Source organism: Streptomyces sp. NPDC060049 (assembly GCF_042736715.1).
Taxonomy (GTDB): domain Bacteria; phylum Actinomycetota; class Actinomycetes; order Streptomycetales; family Streptomycetaceae; genus Streptomyces.
The window spans coordinates 266,649-282,040 of the sequence record NZ_JBHWVV010000010.1 but is presented as its reverse complement, the minus strand read 5'-3'; the positions used below and the strand labels follow the sequence as shown (position 1 = coordinate 282,040).

At 72.9% G+C, this 15,392-nt stretch carries 16 protein-coding genes; 9 read left to right on the top strand and 7 right to left on the bottom strand.

Annotation, left to right across the window (positions count from 1 at the left end; translation table 11 throughout):
* Positions 1 to 21: 21 nt before the first annotated feature.
* Complete coding sequence (locus ACFWBY_RS20960; RefSeq protein ID WP_385339256.1) at positions 22 to 432, top strand: hypothetical protein; 411 nt, start codon at positions 22 to 24, stop codon at positions 430 to 432.
* Here the strand turns inward: ACFWBY_RS20960 and ACFWBY_RS20955 are convergent.
* The 5 genes from ACFWBY_RS20955 to ACFWBY_RS20935 all read right to left on the bottom strand — a co-directional run bounded on the left by ACFWBY_RS20955 (position 429) and on the right by ACFWBY_RS20935 (position 5,046).
* Complete coding sequence (locus ACFWBY_RS20955; protein WP_385339259.1) at positions 429 to 1,439, bottom strand: LLM class F420-dependent oxidoreductase; 1,011 nt, start codon at positions 1,437 to 1,439, stop codon at positions 429 to 431. The two genes, ACFWBY_RS20960 and ACFWBY_RS20955, sit on opposite strands and share 4 nt — an antisense overlap.
* Before the next feature lie 137 nt (positions 1,440 to 1,576).
* Positions 1,577 to 2,392, bottom strand: a complete 816-nt coding sequence (locus ACFWBY_RS20950; protein ID WP_385339262.1) for a hypothetical protein — start codon at positions 2,390 to 2,392, stop codon at positions 1,577 to 1,579.
* 148 nt (positions 2,393 to 2,540) lie between these two features.
* On the bottom strand, positions 2,541 to 3,548 hold the full coding sequence (locus ACFWBY_RS20945) for an N-acetylmuramoyl-L-alanine amidase (RefSeq protein ID WP_385339265.1): 1,008 nt from the start codon (positions 3,546 to 3,548) through the stop codon (positions 2,541 to 2,543).
* Positions 3,549 to 3,693: 145 nt separating this feature from the next.
* Positions 3,694 to 4,338 (bottom strand): class I SAM-dependent methyltransferase, encoded by a 645-nt coding sequence (locus ACFWBY_RS20940; protein ID WP_385339268.1) that lies wholly within the window; start codon positions 4,336 to 4,338, stop codon positions 3,694 to 3,696.
* Positions 4,339 to 4,605: 267 nt separating this feature from the next.
* Positions 4,606 to 5,046: an ATP-binding protein gene (locus tag ACFWBY_RS20935; RefSeq protein ID WP_385339270.1), complete on the bottom strand. Its 441-nt coding sequence runs from the start codon at positions 5,044 to 5,046 to the stop codon at positions 4,606 to 4,608.
* An 84-nt stretch (positions 5,047 to 5,130) separates the two neighbouring features.
* Between ACFWBY_RS20935 and ACFWBY_RS20930 the strand changes: the two genes are divergently transcribed.
* From ACFWBY_RS20930 to ACFWBY_RS20910, 5 genes are all read left to right on the top strand, one after another.
* Positions 5,131 to 5,979, top strand: coding sequence for a Scr1 family TA system antitoxin-like transcriptional regulator (locus ACFWBY_RS20930; protein ID WP_385339273.1), 849 nt, complete (start codon positions 5,131 to 5,133; stop codon positions 5,977 to 5,979).
* Entirely contained in the window at positions 5,939 to 6,199 is a 261-nt protein-coding gene (locus ACFWBY_RS20925; RefSeq protein ID WP_385339276.1) for a DUF397 domain-containing protein, read from the top strand. The genes ACFWBY_RS20930 and ACFWBY_RS20925 overlap by 41 nt, the downstream gene beginning before the upstream one ends.
* A gap of 269 nt (positions 6,200 to 6,468) precedes the next feature.
* Positions 6,469 to 6,804 (top strand): hypothetical protein, encoded by a 336-nt coding sequence (locus tag ACFWBY_RS20920; RefSeq protein WP_385339279.1) that lies wholly within the window; start codon positions 6,469 to 6,471, stop codon positions 6,802 to 6,804.
* 91 nt (positions 6,805 to 6,895) lie between these two features.
* Positions 6,896 to 9,028: an acyl-CoA dehydrogenase gene (locus ACFWBY_RS20915; protein WP_385339282.1), complete on the top strand. Its 2,133-nt coding sequence runs from the start codon at positions 6,896 to 6,898 to the stop codon at positions 9,026 to 9,028.
* A 103-nt stretch (positions 9,029 to 9,131) separates the two neighbouring features.
* On the top strand, positions 9,132 to 10,319 hold the full coding sequence (locus ACFWBY_RS20910; protein WP_385339285.1) for a lipid-transfer protein: 1,188 nt from the start codon (positions 9,132 to 9,134) through the stop codon (positions 10,317 to 10,319).
* Positions 10,320 to 10,410: 91 nt separating this feature from the next.
* Here the strand turns inward: ACFWBY_RS20910 and ACFWBY_RS20905 are convergent, their stop codons facing one another.
* Positions 10,411 to 10,764, bottom strand: coding sequence for a DNA-binding response regulator (locus ACFWBY_RS20905; RefSeq protein WP_385339365.1), 354 nt, complete (start codon positions 10,762 to 10,764; stop codon positions 10,411 to 10,413).
* 238 nt (positions 10,765 to 11,002) lie between these two features.
* On the opposite strand from ACFWBY_RS20905, the gene ACFWBY_RS20900 reads away from it, so the two are divergent.
* The 3 genes from ACFWBY_RS20900 to ACFWBY_RS20890 all read left to right on the top strand — a co-directional run bounded on the left by ACFWBY_RS20900 (position 11,003) and on the right by ACFWBY_RS20890 (position 14,036).
* The gene (locus ACFWBY_RS20900) at positions 11,003 to 11,875 is read left to right on the top strand and encodes a MaoC/PaaZ C-terminal domain-containing protein (protein ID WP_385339288.1); all 873 of its coding nucleotides are present in this window, start codon (positions 11,003 to 11,005) and stop codon (positions 11,873 to 11,875) included.
* Positions 11,876 to 11,939: 64 nt separating this feature from the next.
* Positions 11,940 to 13,016 (top strand): Zn-dependent alcohol dehydrogenase, encoded by a 1,077-nt coding sequence (locus ACFWBY_RS20895; RefSeq protein WP_385339291.1) that lies wholly within the window; start codon positions 11,940 to 11,942, stop codon positions 13,014 to 13,016.
* Positions 13,017 to 13,091: 75 nt separating this feature from the next.
* Positions 13,092 to 14,036: a 3-oxoacyl-ACP reductase gene (locus ACFWBY_RS20890; RefSeq protein WP_385339294.1), complete on the top strand. Its 945-nt coding sequence runs from the start codon at positions 13,092 to 13,094 to the stop codon at positions 14,034 to 14,036.
* Between the two features lie 78 nt (positions 14,037 to 14,114).
* Here ACFWBY_RS20890 and ACFWBY_RS20885 read toward each other — a convergent pair whose 3' ends face one another.
* Positions 14,115 to 15,254: a hypothetical protein gene (locus ACFWBY_RS20885; RefSeq protein WP_385339297.1), complete on the bottom strand. Its 1,140-nt coding sequence runs from the start codon at positions 15,252 to 15,254 to the stop codon at positions 14,115 to 14,117.
* Between the last annotated feature and the right edge of the window lie 138 nt (positions 15,255 to 15,392).

Genomic DNA, 15,392 nt, shown 5'->3' with positions numbered 1-15,392 from the left:
CCGGCCTGTTTCAATGGGCGGGTGATCGAGTACGTGTTTCTCGCCGGTGTCGCCGCCGGAACGGGCTGGCTGATGCGCCGCAGGCACCGGCAGCGGCTGGCCGGCGGGCCCGTGCCCGGGATCCCCTGCATGGCGCGCGAGCCCGCCGGAGCCGGGCGATGGCGCAGCGGCCGGGTGTACGCGGAGCAGGGCGCCGCCCGCTGGGTGCCCGGCCGGGGCGAGCCCGTGGTCCTGACCGGCGGACGGGCCACCGGCGTGCGGGTGCCGTCGGTGAAGGAGGGCATCTCCATCAACCCGGGCTCGCGGATCGTGACGTGTGCTTACGGGGGCGGCAGCATCGAGATCGCCGTGATGCCGCTGGACGTCCGCGAACTGCTCGCCGCCCTGCCGCAGGAGGAGCCGGGCCCCGGGTCACCCGCGGACGGGGCTTAGGAGTTCAGTTCCGCCAGTACCCGCAGGGTGTGCGGGTCCGGGGCGGTCACGAGCAGGTCGGTGACCGGGCCCTTGCGCCACAGTTCGAGGCGCTCCGCGATCCGCTCCCGGGGGCCGACCAGCGAGATCTCGTCGGCGAAGGCGTCCGGGACGGCCATGACCGCCTCCTCCTTGCGCCCGGCGAGGAACAGCTCCTGGATCCGGTGCGCTTCCTCCTCGTAGCCCATCCGGCCCATGAGGTCGGCGTGGAAGTTGCGGGCCGCGTGCCCCATGCCGCCGATGTAGAAGCCGAGCATCGCCTTGACCGGGAGCAGTCCTTCGGTGACGTCGTCGCAGACCTTGGCCCGCGCCATCGGGGCGATCATGAACCCCTCGGGGAGGTCGGCCAGCGAGGCCCGGTAGACGTCGGTGCGGGTCGGCGACCAGTACAGGGGGAGCCAGCCGTCCGCGATGCGGGTGGTCTGGGCGATGTTCTTGGGGCCTTCCGCGCCGAGCAGGATCGGCAGGTCCGCGCGCAGCGGGTGGGTGATGGGCTTGAGGGGCTTGCCGATGCCGGTGGCGTCGGAGCCCCGGTACGGGTGGCTGTGGAAGCGGCCGTCCAGGGCGACGGGGGCTTCACGGCGCAGCACTTGGCGGATGACGTCCACGTACTCGCGGGTCGCGGTGAGGGGGCTGGAGGGGAAGGGGCGCCCGTACCAGCCCTCGACGACCTGGGGGCCGGACAGGCCGAGGCCGAGCATCATCCGGCCGCCGGAGAGGTGGTCCAGGGTCAGGGCCTGCATGGCGGTGGCGGTGGGGGTGCGGGCGGCCATCTGTGCGATGGCGGTGCCCAGGCGGATGCGGGAGGTGTGCGCGGCGATCCAGGTGAGCGGGGTGAAGGCGTCGGAGCCCCAGGCCTCGGCCGTCCACACCGAGTCGTAGCCGAGGTTCTCGGCCTCGGCGGCGAGGTCGAGGTGGTCCGGGTTGGGGCCGCGGCCCCAGTAGCCGAGTGCGAGTCCGAGGCGCATGTACGGTCCCCTCCGCGATGCCGGGCGCGATCCCGGGTCAGCCATATCTGACGATGCGTCAGGTGACTGTAGGGCAACGGCCCCCCGCCCGGAAGGGCGGGGGGCCGCTGTGGCGTTGCGCCGGTCGCGCGCGCGGGTCAGCCGCGCTGGATGCCCGAGGTGTCGTTCAGGACGCCGCGACGGCCGTCCTGGGTCTGGGCGACAAGCGTGGCCGCACCGCGCTGCTCCACGGCCAGGTACCAGGTGCCCGGCGCGAGCTCCGCGATCGGGTTGGGGCTGCCGTCCTCCGCGAAGAGGGGGCGGGCCACCGGCACCGCGAACCAGAAGGGGGTGAAGTCCGCGGCCGAGACCGGCGCGGAGTCCTGCGGGCCGGGGGTCGCGGAAGCCTCCGGGGAGCCGCCGTAGGGCGGGACCGGCTGCGCGGAGGCCCCGTACGGCTGGGGCTCCTGGCCGCCCGGGTACCCGTAGCCGGCGCCCGGCTGGGGGGTGCCGCCGTACGGCGGGACGGCCGCGGCCGCGGGCTTCGGGTCCGGCACCAGCCGGCCGGCGAGCGCCGGGATCTTGTCGCCGAAGAGGGTCACGCCGGCCAGCGCCAGGGTCGCGAGGAAGGCGATGACCGCGCCCGCGCCCAGGTCGATGCCGCGCGGGCAGGTGATCAGGGCCCACAGCGCGGACCAGGCGGCCGAGACGGAGAGCACGGTGCCCCAGGCCTGGAACGGCAGGCCCAGGAGCAGGCGGCCCGCGGGCTGGAGCCGGGCGGCGACCAGCAGGCCGACCGCGATGAAGGCGAGCAGGAAGATGCTGGGCAGCGCCAGGTGGTACGAGTCGGTGTCCCACACGCTCGGGGTGGAGACGCCGGTGGCGGAGTAGAAATCGAGGAACGAGGCGATGAACAGCAGCACCGCTGCTCCGATCACCACGCCGTCGCCTCGAGTGAGGGAGCGGATGTTCACGTCTTAGGTGTCCTTCTCGGTCTCGTCGTCTCGTGGTGCCGTGGTCGCACGCCATGACGGAGTGGGCGGGCGGCACCATGGTACGGAGGTCCACCGCGACCGAGAGGGTCGGGGCTGCGGGCCGCCCCGGAAGACGGCCCCCGAGGGACTACCCGCCGAGGAAGCCGACGATACCGTCCGCGATGCCCTGGGCCGCCTTCTGCCGCCACTCCGGACTCGACAGCTGCGCCGCGTCCTTGGCATCACGCATGTTGCCGCATTCGACGAACACCTTGGGACGGGTCGAGAGGTTCAGTCCGCCGAGGTCGTCGCGCACCACCAATCCGGTTCCGCTGCCGAGGTAGTTGGCGGGCGCCGAACCGGTGGTGCGCGCGAAGTTTCCGGCGATCCGCTCGCCGAGCATCCGGGAGGGCTCGACGATCTGCGAGGTGTCCGCCGCCTTGGCCTTGACCTTGGCCGGGAGGATGACGTGGAAGCCGCGGTTGCCGGCCGAGACGCCGTCGGCGTGGACGGAGACGACGGCCTCGGCGCGGGCCTCGTTGCCGATGCGGGCGCGCTCGTCGATGCAGGGGCCGAAGGGCCGCTCGGCGCCGGCCTCGTGGGTGAGGAGCACCTTGAGGCCCTTGGCCTCCAGGACGGTGCGCAGGCGCCGGGAGACGTCCATGGTGAACTCGGCTTCCATGTAGCCGGCGTTGGTGGTGGTGCCGGTGGTGTCGCACTCCTTGCGGTTGGTGCCGATGTCCACCTGGCGGTTGATCTCGGTCGTGTGCTTGAAGTTGCCGGTGTTGTGGCCGGGGTCGATGACCACGACGCGGCCGGCGAGGGACTTGCCCGCGGCCGTGTCCGTGCCGGTGCTCGCTGACGGGCTCGCGGACGGGTTCGCGCCCGGGGACGCGCCGGCGGAGCCGCTCGCGGAAGCGCCGGGGCCCGCGACCGCGCCCGGCGTCTGCGAGACGAGCGGCATCACGATCCGGGGCGGGCGCGAGTCGTCCGTCGCGCCGGCGCCGAGCACTTCGGTGAGCACCCACCCCGCGAGACAGGCCGGTGCGAGCGCGGCGGCCGCGACGACCAGGGTGGACCGGCGGACGTACCAGGGCCGGTCCGGGCTGACCGAGGAGGCGGACTCTGGGGGCGGGGAGCTGTCGTCGTAGCGCACTCGGCGATGCTAGACCGGGTGTCGGGCGGACGTACGGACCCTGGGCCATCCGGGGGCGCGGTGCGCTTATATGCCGAGCTCGACCCGACGCACCGCGTCGCGGCCGGCTCCGGCCGGACCGGACGCCCCGCACCGGGCGTCCGGGTCAGACGCCCTCGGCGACCCGGCGCAGGACGCGCAAGGAGTCCGTCACCGAGACCTCCTCGAAGGCGCCGGAGGCCAGGGCGCGCAGGTAGATGCGGTACGGGGCCTGGCCGCCGTCGGCCGGGTCGGGGAACACGTCGTGGATCACGAGCGTGCCGCCGACGGCGACGTGCGGGGCCCAGCCCTCGTAGTCGCCCGTGGCGTGCTCGTCGGTGTGCCCGCCGTCGATGAAGACGAGGCCGAGCTTCCCGCCCCAGGCGGCGGCTACCTGCGGGGAGCGGCCGACGATCGCGATGACGTGGTCCTCCAAACCGGCCCGGTGCAGGGTGCGGCGGAAGGTGGGCAGGGTGTCCATCAAGCCGATCTCCGGGTCCACGACCGTCGGGTCGTGGTACTCCCAGCCGGGCTGCTGCTCCTCGCTGCCGCGGTGGTGGTCGACGGTCAGCGCGCCGACCCCGGCCTCGCGGGCGGCGTCGGCGAGCAGGATGGTGGAGCGGCCGCAATAGGTGCCGACCTCCAGCAGCGGCAGTCCGAGCCGTCCCGCGTCGGCGGCCGCCGCGTACAGGGCGAGGCCCTCCCCGACGGGCATGAACCCCTTGGCGGCCTCGAAGGCGGCGAGGGTCTCCGGCTTGGGGGTGGCGGCCATGGTTCCTCCGGCGGTGAGCTGGTCTGCGGCGGCCCATGGTGCCCTACCGCCGGGTAGCGGTCCATGCCGGGGGCCCCGGTGATCACCGGGGGTGCCCGCGCCCGTCGGGCGGGCACCCCTCGGGCGTCAGTGGTCGAAGTGGGCGCCGAAGGCGAGCCCTCCCGTCGGGGTCAGGCCGACCTCGGCGGGGCGCCGTCGAATGGTCGTACGTGGGGCGGCCGGACGGACGGGAGGATCCGGGGCTCCGCCCCGCGCCGGCCTCCCGCCTCAGGTGCCGCCGGGACCGGGGGCGTCGCACTCGAACCACACGGTTTTGCCGGTGGAGTTCGGGTCCGCGCCCCAGCGGTCGGCCAGCGCCTCCACCAGGAGCATGCCGCGCCCGCCCTCGGCGGGCTCCCCTCGGTCCCCGCCGCTCCCGCGGGCGACCCGCGAGAGCGCGGGGCAGGGGTCCGACACCTCGACGCGCAGCCCCTGCGGCTGCCGCAGGATGAGCACGACGCAGTCCCGTCCCGGGACGTGCCGCACGACGTTGACGACGAGCTCGGTGAGCGCCAGCTCGGCGCCGTCGGCCAGCACGGCCAGGTCCCAGCGCACCAGGAACATCCGCAGGATGCGGCGCATGTGACGCGCGGAGTGGTCACCGACGGTGAAGCCCATGCGGTAGCTGCCGTCAACGCCGCCGGTCACGGGCTCAGTTGCGAGATTCATGTCACCAGACTGGAGCGGCGTGGTTACGCTCGGCTATGGACCGAAACGAACGCCGCACGGTGTGCACTTGGGGGTGACCGCTCCATGGTCAACATCCGCGATCTCGATCCCAGCGCGTCCCCGCTGGACTACTACGGCTCGGAGCTGCGCCGCCTGAGGGAGGAGGCGCAGCTGAAACAGGGGCAGCTGGGCAGCATCGTCTTCTGTGCGGCCTCACTGATCGGCCAGATCGAGACGGCGAGGAAGGTCCCGACGCGGGACTTCTCGGAACGGGTCGACGCGGCGCTCGGCACCGGCGGGGTGTTCTCGCGGCTGGTGGGCTTGGTGCTGCGGAGCCAACTGCCGACGTGGTTCCAGGCGTACGCGGAGATGGAGGCCCGGGCGGAGTACATCTCCACGTACCAGTGCCAGCTGGTGTACGGCCTCCTTCAGACGGAGGCCTACGCGCGGGCGGTGCTGGGGGTGCGGAACGCGGAGCGCCTCGATGCGAGGGTGGCCGCCCGTATGGAGCGGCAGCGGATCCTTGAGCGCGAACACCCTCCGCTGATGTGGGTGGTGCTGAGCGAGGCCGTCCTGCACCAGGAGGTCGGCGGTCGCGAGGTCATGCGAGACCAACTCGCGCACCTGTTGGAGCTGCGGGGCCGCGAGTGGGTGCGGGTGCAGATCCTGCCCTTCGAGGCGGGGGCGCACGCCGGGCTGATGGGTTCGTTCACCCTCTTGCGCTTCGACGGCGACCCCGACCTCGTCTACACCGAGGACTTCGTCCAGGGGCACATGACGGCCAATCCGCAGGCCCTCAGGGAGGGTTCGCTCCGTTACGATCACTTGCAGGCCGCTGCGCTCTCTGTGGAGAAATCGGCGGGACTGATCGCCCGCGTAATGGAGGAACGCTATGGACAGCATCCAAACCCTGTCGGGCGCGCGGTGGCGTAAGTCCTCGTACAGCGGCGACACCGGCGGCGAGTGCGTCGAGTGCGCCCCGCTCGGCACGGTCGCCTGGCGCAAGGCTTCGTACAGCGGTGACACCGGCGGCGACTGCGTAGAGGTCGCCGCCCAGCCCTGCCGGATCGCCGTCCGGGACTCCAAGGTGCCCGACGGCCCCGCCTTCACCGTTGCCCCCGCCGCCTTCGCGGAGTTCGTCCGCAGCCTCTGACGACGTGCCGTCCGTCCTGTCGCCGCGTGATGGGGGAAGCCGTGGGGGCGAGTGCGAGCGCGGGCGCGAGCGGTGCCGGGCGGTCCGAACGGTCCGCGGCCCCGTGACCGGGTGGCGGAAGGCCTGGACGGCCGTCGTCGCCGTGTTCGCGTTCTGTGCCCTGACCTACGGGCTCGTGGCGCTCGGGTACCGGTCTCCCGATGATCCGTACGTGTCGGCGGTCGGTGTACGGATCACCGACGGCGGGGGATCACCGTCAAGGTGCCCGTGTGCAGGCGGGAGGCGGTCGAGTCCGTTCGGGTGAAGGACCACCCCGCGGCAAGACGCTGTGGAGGGCGAGCGGTCCGCTCACTCCCGAGGCGCTGCGCGGGGAGGTCACCCTCCGGCGCCCGGAGGACTTCCGGGAGGCGGGCGCAGGGGAGCGGCCGGCCGTGCTGCCGCGGCTGCTGGAGGTCTGGGTCACCACCGATACCCGCGACGGTGGCGGGGTGCCTTTCAGGCCCGACGAGGTCGCCGCGGCCGAGCTGCCCGACGGGGCGTACTGGACCAGGGACGGGCCCAGGACGGCCGCCCAGATCGACGACCAGCGCCTCTGCGACCGCTGACCCCGTACGCGTGCCGCAGGTTCTCCCGAAGTGAGAACGCGTTTCAGTTCTGACCTTCCGTCAGAATGGAACGTGTTCTACTCTGCCGCGCATGGGCATCGGAATCACACAGGAACAGCGGGAGTTGGCCGAGGCCGTGCGGGGCTGGGTCGCTCGGGCCGTGCCGCCCGAGGAAGTGCGCAAACTCCTCGACACCCCGCCGCAGACCGGCTCGCGCCCGGCCTACTGGGACGCTCTCGCGGCCTCCGGACTGCTGGAGCCGCACCTGGACGGCGGGACCCTGCTCGACCTCGCCGTCGCCGTGGAGGAGGCCGCCCGGGCCGCGCTGCCCGGGGCGTACCTGCCGAGCGCGCTGGCCTCCGTACTCCTGGACCGGGCCGGCGCCGAGCCGCTCGGCGGGCGGGTCGGGGCCGTCGCGCTCGGGCCCGGGGACCTGACCGCCGTGGCCGTGGAGGGCGGCTACCTGCTCGACGGGAACGCGCCGCCGGTGCTCGGCGCGGGCGAGGCCGACCTCGTGCTGCTCGCCGCCGAGACCGCGCACGGCACCCGCTGGTTCGCCGTCGACGCCGTCGCACTGGACGTCCGCACCCACGACAGCGCCGACCCGACCCGCCCCACCGCCGAGGTCCAGGCCCGCGGCGTCACCGCCGGGCCCGACCGGCTGCTGGAGCTCGACGCCGCGCTCGTACGGGACCTCGCGTGCGTGCTGTTCGCCGCCGACGCCTGCGGCACCGCCGCCTGGGCGCTGCACACCGCAGCCGAGTACGCCAAGGTGCGCGAGCAGTTCGGCCGGCCCATCGGCCGGTTCCAGGGGATCAAGCACCTGTGCGCCGACATGCTGGTGCGCCTGGAACAGGCCCGGGCCCTGGCCTGGGACGCCGCCCAGGCCACGCAGGAGCCGGCCGACGTGCGCTCGCTGGTGGCCGCGCTGGCCGCCGGCACCGCGCTGGACGCCGCGTACTCCTGCGCCAAGGACTGCATCCAGGTGCTCGGCGGCATCGGCTTCACCTGGGAGCACGACGCGCACATCTACCTGCGCAGGGCGCTCGTCGCGCGCCAGCTCCTCGGACCCGGCGACGGACACCGGGTCCGGGCGGTGCGGCTCGCCGCAGCGGGAGCCCGGCGCGAACTGCGCCTCGAACTGCCCGCGCAGGCCGAGGCCCACCGCGCGAAGGCCCGTACAGCCATCGAGGACGCGCGCGGCCTCGACCCCGCCACCGCCCGCCGGGTACTGGCACCCACCGGGTACGCGGCCCCGTACCTGCCCGCCCCCTACGGGCTCGGCGCCGGGCCCGTCGAACAGCTCGTCGTGCAGCAGGAGCTGAGGGCCGCCGGCGTCAAGGTCGCCGACCTCGGCATCGCCACCTGGGTGGTGCCCTCGCTGCTGGCCTACGGGACGCCCGAGCAGCAGGAGCGCTTCCTGCTGCCGACGCTGCGCGGGGACGTCACCTGGTGCCAGCTCTTCTCCGAGCCGGGCGCGGGCTCCGACCTCGCCTCGCTGCGGACCAAGGCGGAGCGGGCCGCGTCCGGGGACGGGACCTGGATCGTCAACGGGCAGAAGGTGTGGACGAGTTCCGCGCACAGCGCCGACTACGGCATCCTCCTCGCGCGGACCGATCCGGACGCCCCCAAGCACAAGGGCCTCGGCTACTTCATCGTGGACATGAAGACCCCCGGGATCGACATCCGGCCGCTGAAGGAGATCACCGGCGAGGCCCTCTTCAACGAGGTCTACTTCGACGACGTCCCGCTTCCGCCGGACGCCCTCGTCGGGGCGGCCGACGGCGGATGGAAGGTCGCCCGCAACACGCTCGGCAACGAACGCGTCCACATGGCCGACCAGATGTCCTTCGACACGGGGCTGGAGGCACTGCTCGCGAACTGCGCCGAACTCGAAGGCGGATACCGCGTCCGGATCGGGGCCCTGGCCGCCGAAGCCCACGCGCTGGCCTGCATCGGGCTGCGCACCACGCTCCAGCAGGTCTCCGGGCTGGAGCCGGGCGCGGGAGCGTCCGTACGCAAGCTCGTACAGACCCCGCACCAGCAGCGGACCGCCGAGCTCGCGCTCGAACTGCTCGGCCCGGCGGGCGCGGTGAGCGAGGGAGCGGGCAAGCGGGCCGTGCACGGGATGCTCATGTCCCGCTGCCTGACCATCGCCGGAGGCACCACGCAGGTCCAGCTCAACGTCGTGGCCGAGCGCATCCTCGGCCTTCCCAGGGACTGACCGAAGCAGACCGAAGCAGATCGAAGCAGACCGGAGCGGACCGGCGCAGACCGAAGCACTCGGTCGGAGCGTCGAGTCGAAGCACTGAAGGGGCTTACTCCTGATGAAGTCGTACATCGTGGGCGTCGGCATGACGAAGTTCGAGAAGCCGGAATCCCGGGACTGGCAGTACTGGGACATGGCGAAGGAAGCCGGAACGGCGGCGCTGGCGGACGCGGGCGTGGCTTACGACCTGGTCGAGCAGGTGCCGGTGGGCTACTGCTTCCAGGCCTCCACGGCAGGCCAGCGGGCGGCGTACGAGATCGGCCTGAGCGGGGTCCCCGTCTACAACGTCAACAACAACTGCGCCACCGGATCGACGGCGCTGATGATGGCGCGCCAGTTCGTCGAGGGCGGGATCAACGACTGCGTGCTCGCGCTCGGCTTCGAGAAGATGAAGAAGGGCGCGCTGGGCGGCGGCGCCGACGGGGGAGACTTCAAGACCTCCCCGGTCGCCCGGCACTACGGGGTCATGGCGGCCGGGCACGGCTTCGAGATGTCGCCGCCGACCGCGCAGATCTTCGGGAACGCGGCGCGGGAGCACATGAAGCTCTACGGGACGACGGCCGCGCAGCTGGCGGCGGTAGGGGCGAAGAACCACCGGCACTCCGCGAACAACCCGAACGCGCAGTTCCAGGACGTGTACACGGTCGAGGAGATCCTGGCCGCGAAGACGATCCACGAACCGCTGACCAAGCTCCAGTGCTCGCCGACGTCGGACGGGGCCGCCGCGGCGGTCGTCGTGTCGGAACGGTTCGTGGAGCGGCACGGGCTCGGGGACCGGGCGGTGGAGATCGTCGCGCAGTCGATGACGACGGACACCGAGGCCTCCTTCTCGTCCGGCTCCTGCATCGACGTGGTCGGCAAGCCGATGACGGCCGCGGCCGGGCGCCAGGTCTTCGAAGCCTCCGGCCTCGGGATCGAGGACGTCGACGTGATCGAGCTGCACGACTGCTTCTCGATCAACGAGCTGCTGACGTACGAGGCGCTGGGCATGTGCGAGGACGGGGCGTCCGGGGAGCTGGTGTCGTCGGGCGCGACGACGTACGGCGGGCGGTGGGTCGTGAACCCGTCCGGTGGGCTGATCTCGAAGGGCCACCCCCTCGGCGCGACCGGCTTGGCCCAAGCGGCGGAACTGGTCTGGCAACTCCGCGGGCAGGCCGGTGCGCGGCAGGTCGCGGGAGCCAGGGTCGCGCTGGCCCACAACATCGGCCTGGGCGGCGCGGCGGTCGTCACCCTGCTCCGCCGCTAGGTCGTCTCTTTCGGATCTTGTCGGCCCGGCAAGGTCGAAAGAGACGGCCTAGTGCTGCGCCCCCGCTCTCGAACGCCGGCGGGGCCGGAGGCTACGACAGCGCCGGGTCGACCACCGTCTCTCCCCGGGAGGCCCGGCGGATGGAGTCCGCCAGGTCTTCGACCGGGCCGTCCCGCAGGACCAGGCCCGCCCCGCCGGCGGCGAGCACCGCATCCGCGAGGCCCGGGTGCGCCGAACCCGTCAGCACCAGGACCCGGCACTCCGGATCCTCCCCGAGGAGGGCGGCGACGGAGTCGACCGACTCCGTCAGGGCCACCGCCGGGCGGGCGATCGCCGAAGCCACCACCTCGATGTCCGGCTGGAGGCCGAGGAGTACGGCCAACGCCGGGTTGGGCGGAGTCAGGAGCACCCGCAGGGACCTGGCATAACGCTGGGAAACGGGCATCTCGTCCACCCGTGAAAGGGTAGGGCCGAGGCCTGTCGCATACGCGCAACACGCACCGGTGAAACCTCATCTGACGTCCAGTCAGGAGTCTTCCCAACTGCTGGGACGTGCGTTATACATTCCTTCACCGGCAACCTAGAACGCGTTCTAGAGCGCCGGTCCCGCATACGACCTCGGTGCGGCCGACGGTGCGGACGGTCGCGCCGAGGTCTTCCAAAGACATAGGAGCAGCATCCTCATGCCGATCGATGCCGCCAAGGCCCTCGCCGCCGAACCCCGCACGGGGGACATCGCCTGGGACCACAAGGACATCCAGCTCTACCACCTCGGACTCGGCGCCGGGACGTCCCCGACCAACGCCGGGGCCGCCACCGACCCCGACGAGCTGCGCTACACCCTGGAGTCCAAGCTCCACGTGCTCCCCAGCTTCGCGACCGTCGCCGGCGCCGGCATGGCGATGATGGGCGGCCTCGCCGCCCCCGGCATCGACGTCAACCTCGCCGCCGTCCTGCACGGCGGCCAGTCCATCGAGCTGCACCGGCCCATCCCCGTCAAGGGCCGGGCCACTTCCTCGGCCAAGGTCGCCGCCGTCTACGACAAGGGCAAGGCGGCGGTGATCGTCCTGCGCACGGAGGTCGCGGACGCGGAGGGGCCGCTGTGGACCTCCGACGCGCAGATCTTCGTCCGCGGAGAGGGCGGCTTCGGCGGCGACCGCGGGCCCTCCGTCAGGACGGAGCAGCCCGAGCGGGCGCCCGACCGCATCGAGGAGCGCAAGATCCGCGAGGAGCAGGCACTGCTGTACCGCCTCTCCGGGGACTGGAACCCGCTGCACGCGGACCCCGAGTTCGCCAAGCTGGCCGGCTTCGACCAGCCGATCCTGCACGGCCTGTGCTCCTACGGGATGACCCTGAAGGCGGTGGTCGACACCGTCCTCGACGGGGACGTGTCCCGCGTCCGCGCCTACCGCACGCGCTTCGCCGGGATCGTCTTCCCCGGCGAGACCCTGCGCATCCGGATGTGGCAGGAGCCCGGCCGCGTCCTCGTCTCGGTGAGCGCCGTCGACCGGGACGACGCCCCGGTCCTCGCCGACACCGTCGTCGAACACGGCTAGGCCGCCCGACAGCACTAGCCGCCGAACGCGCGTAACCCGACAGACCCACACAAGGAGCCGCACCGTGCGCGCAGCACTCCAGAGCGAGATAGGCCAGGACAAGCTCGAGGTCGTCGACGACATGGAGGCCGTCGGTTTCGGCCCCGGCAAGGTCAAGATCCGCGTCAAGGCCACCGGCCTGTGCCACTCCGACCTCTCCGCCATGAGCGGCGTCCTGCCGCAGCCCGCCCCCTTCATCCCGGGCCACGAGGGCTCCGGCGTGATCACGGACGTGGGCGACGGCGTCACCAGCCACAAGATCGGCGACCGGGTGCTGGTCTGCTGGCTGCCGCCGTGCGGCCACTGCCCCTCCTGCCGGCGGGGCCAGGGCCACCTGTGCCTGGAGGCCTTCGGCAACGTCGCCACCCCCAACTTCCAGCGGGGCGACCACAGCATCTTCGGCTTCGCCGGCACCGGCACCTTCGCCGAGGAGATGGTGGTCCCGGCGGGCTGCGCCGTACCGATCCCCGACGACGTGCCCTTCGACATCGCCGCCCTGATCGGCTGCGGCGTGACCACCGGCCTCGGCGCGGCCATCAACACCGCCAAGGTGGAGGCCGGATCCTCGGTCGCCGTCATCGGCTGCGGCGGCGTCGGCATCTCCGTCATCCAGGGCGCCAAGGTGCAGGGTGCGGCCCAGATCATCGCCGTCGACCCGGTCGCCTCCCGGCGCGAGGCCGCCCTGCGCTTCGGCGCCACCGAGGCCGTCTCCCCGGAGGCCTTCGGCGATGCCAGGAGCCGGATCACCGCGGGCGAGGGCTTCGACTACGTCTTCGAGGTCGTCGGCAAGTCCTCGACCACGCAGACCGCGTACGAGATGACCCGCCGCGGCGGCTCCGTCGTCGTGGTCGGCGCGGGCGCGCTCGACGACAACTACTCGATCAACATGTTCTCCCTCTTCTTCGACGAGAAGAAGATCCTGCCGTCCATGTACGGCGGCGGGGACGTGCTCCGCTCCTACGAGCGCACCATCGCGCTGTGGAGGGCCGGCCGCGTGGACCTGGCGAGCCTGATCACGCACCGCGTGCAGCTCGCCGAGATCAACGACGCCCTCGACCAGATGCGCACGGGTGTCGCCCTGCGCACCTGCATCGAGCTCTGAACCGCGCGGGCCGGCCGCGCCGGCCGCTCCGACAGCTCTGACCTGCTCCGATCCGTTCTGAGGGGAACCGCACGGATGTCACTGCCACTTGAGGGACTCTCCGCCATCGTCACCGGGGCCGGCCGCGGCCTCGGCCGGTCCGAGGCGCTCGAACTCGCCCGGCTCGGCGCGAGCGTGGTCGTCAACGACTTCGGCCAACCGGGCCGCGACGGCTCCGGGGAAGCCTCGGCCGCCCCGGCGGAAGAGGTCGCCGCGGAGATCCGCGCGGCGGGCGGACAGGCGGTGGCGCACCTCGGCGACGTGGCCGACTTCGAGCAGGCGCGCGAGCTGGTCGAGCTGGCGGTGAACAGCTTCGGCAAGCTCGACATCCTGGTCAACAACGCGGGCATCCTGCGCGACCGGATGGTCTTCTCGATGTCGGAGGCGGAGTGGGACTCGGTCATCCGGGTCCACCTCAAGGGCCACTTCAACACCACCCACTTCGCCTCCGTGCATTGGCGCGAGCGCTCCAAGGCGGCGGGCGGCCCCGTGTACGGCCGCATCGTCAACACCTCCTCCGAGGCCTTCCTCGGCGGCTCGGCCGGCCAGCCCAACTACGCGGCGGCCAAGGGCGGCATCGTCGGCCTGACCACCTCGACCGCCCTGGCGCTCGCCAAGTACGGGGTCACGGCCAACGCCATCTGCCCGCGCGCCCGTACCCGCATGACGGAGGACGTCTTCGCGGGCTTCCAGGTCCCGGAGGAGGGCAAGCTCGACGCCCTCGCCCCCGAGCACGTCTCCCCGCTGGTCGGCTACCTGGCCTCCCCGGCCTCGGCGAAGGCCAACGGGCAGCTGTTCGTCGTCCACGGCGGCATCGTGGTGGTGATGGAACGCCCGAAGGTGGCGGCGAAGTTCGACACCACCAAGGAATCGTTCTCCTACGAGGAGCTCGACGGACTCCTCACCCCGCACTACGACTCCCGCCCGGCGAACGAGACCTTCGCCGCCACGGAAGTCCTCGGCCTCAAGCACGACGGCTGACCGCCGCCGCGCCCGGACCGTCACGCGCGCCGGGCCCGGGGGTTCCTCACCCCGGGCCCGGCGCCGTTCAAGGGGGACTCACCCCAGCGGGGCCTGCTGCAGGGGGACCGGACGGGCCGCCCGGGGCGGGCACGGGTCCAGGCGGACCGGCGGCGGCGGGGAGACCGGCAGGGTCATGCCGAGGATCCCGCACGGCACGTCGGGGGTCGCGTACGGCAGGCGCAGGCGGCCCTGCGAGCTCCACAGCCCCGTCCCGCCGAGCCAGCCGGCCGGGGCGCCGACGCGGAATACGTGCCGGTCGGCGGGACGCCACAGGGCGAGCCCGGCCACGCTCCCGCCGTAGCCGTCGCCGGCCTCCTCCACCCGCAGGGCGACCCCGCAGGTCTCCGGCATCAGCGCCTGCCCCGGCTGCACCGCGAACGGCGTCGCCGCGGCCCCGACCGCCCGCAGGCACTCCGGGAAGCGCACCGGGCGGGAGCTGCCCAGGACCCCCCAGCCGAGCCGCGGTTCACCCGGCGCGTCGGAGCGGATCAGCAGCAGGCCGCTGTCGGGATCGGCCAGCAGCAGCCGGTCGTCGCTGGCCTCGGCGATCTGGAGCAGCGGGGAGACCTCGCCGTCCCGTTGCAGATCCACGGCCACGGCCTTGGTCACCGGCCCCCGCGGGCCGTCCAGCTCGCGGTCCAACGCCAGCAGCCGGCCCGTCCGGTCCAGCCAGACCCCGCCCGAGCAGCGTCCCGGGATCCGGGCGACCCGCTCCGGCCCGAAGGGGGTCCCGGCCACCTGCCACACCGTGGTCGCGGTGGCACCCACGGCCAGGGCGTAGGCCCCGTGCCCGTCGGGGCTCGGCGGCAGCAGGGTGATCCGTACGCCCTCCCCCGACCCGGGCTCGTCCTGCGGCGAGATCGCGCCGAGCTCCAGTTCCCCGGTCCGCGGCCCGGAGCCCGGGACGCCGCCGCCCGTCGGGTACAGCAGCGCGAAGGCGTGCCGCTCCGCGACCCGCCGGTGGATCAGCACCCGCCCGTCGGCCAGCGGCAGCACCTCGCTGTCGGCCTCCTCGGGCTGGGAGAGCGGTAGCGGCACCGCGTACGGCTCGGGCCCGGTCAGCGTCCAGCGCTCCGGATACCGGGCTTCGCCGTCCCCGGCCAGCCGGGCGGCATAGGACCCGTCCGCGGCGATGGTGAACGGGGCCGTCGTCGTCTCGATCGCACAGATGGTCACCTGTGGTCACCTCCGGGAGGAACGTAGTGATCGAGCTTCCCGCCGGACACCGCGACCACCTCCCCTTCACACATACGGGTGGCGGGGCCGTCATTCGTCTGTGGGACAGGCGGGGCTTGTGCTGTGCGATATCAGGGT

Bases quoted from the DNA above. Each gene is read 5' to 3' on its own strand.
- ACFWBY_RS20955 (WP_385339259.1), bottom strand. From the start codon at position 1,439: ATGCGCCTCGGACTCGCACTCGGCTACTGGGGCCGCGGCCCCAACCCG.
- ACFWBY_RS20940 (WP_385339268.1), bottom strand. From the start codon at position 4,338: ATGGCCGCCACCCCCAAGCCGGAGACCCTCGCCGCCTTCGAGGCCGCC.
- ACFWBY_RS20935 (WP_385339270.1), bottom strand. From the start codon at position 5,046: ATGAATCTCGCAACTGAGCCCGTGACCGGCGGCGTTGACGGCAGCTAC.
- ACFWBY_RS20930 (WP_385339273.1), top strand. From the start codon at position 5,131: ATGGTCAACATCCGCGATCTCGATCCCAGCGCGTCCCCGCTGGACTAC.
- ACFWBY_RS20925 (WP_385339276.1), top strand. From the start codon at position 5,939: ATGGACAGCATCCAAACCCTGTCGGGCGCGCGGTGGCGTAAGTCCTCG.
- ACFWBY_RS20915 (WP_385339282.1), top strand. From the start codon at position 6,896: ATGGGCATCGGAATCACACAGGAACAGCGGGAGTTGGCCGAGGCCGTG.
- ACFWBY_RS20910 (WP_385339285.1), top strand. From the start codon at position 9,132: ATGAAGTCGTACATCGTGGGCGTCGGCATGACGAAGTTCGAGAAGCCG.
- ACFWBY_RS20905 (WP_385339365.1), bottom strand. From the start codon at position 10,764: ATGCCCGTTTCCCAGCGTTATGCCAGGTCCCTGCGGGTGCTCCTGACT.
- ACFWBY_RS20900 (WP_385339288.1), top strand. From the start codon at position 11,003: ATGCCGATCGATGCCGCCAAGGCCCTCGCCGCCGAACCCCGCACGGGG.
- ACFWBY_RS20890 (WP_385339294.1), top strand. From the start codon at position 13,092: ATGTCACTGCCACTTGAGGGACTCTCCGCCATCGTCACCGGGGCCGGC.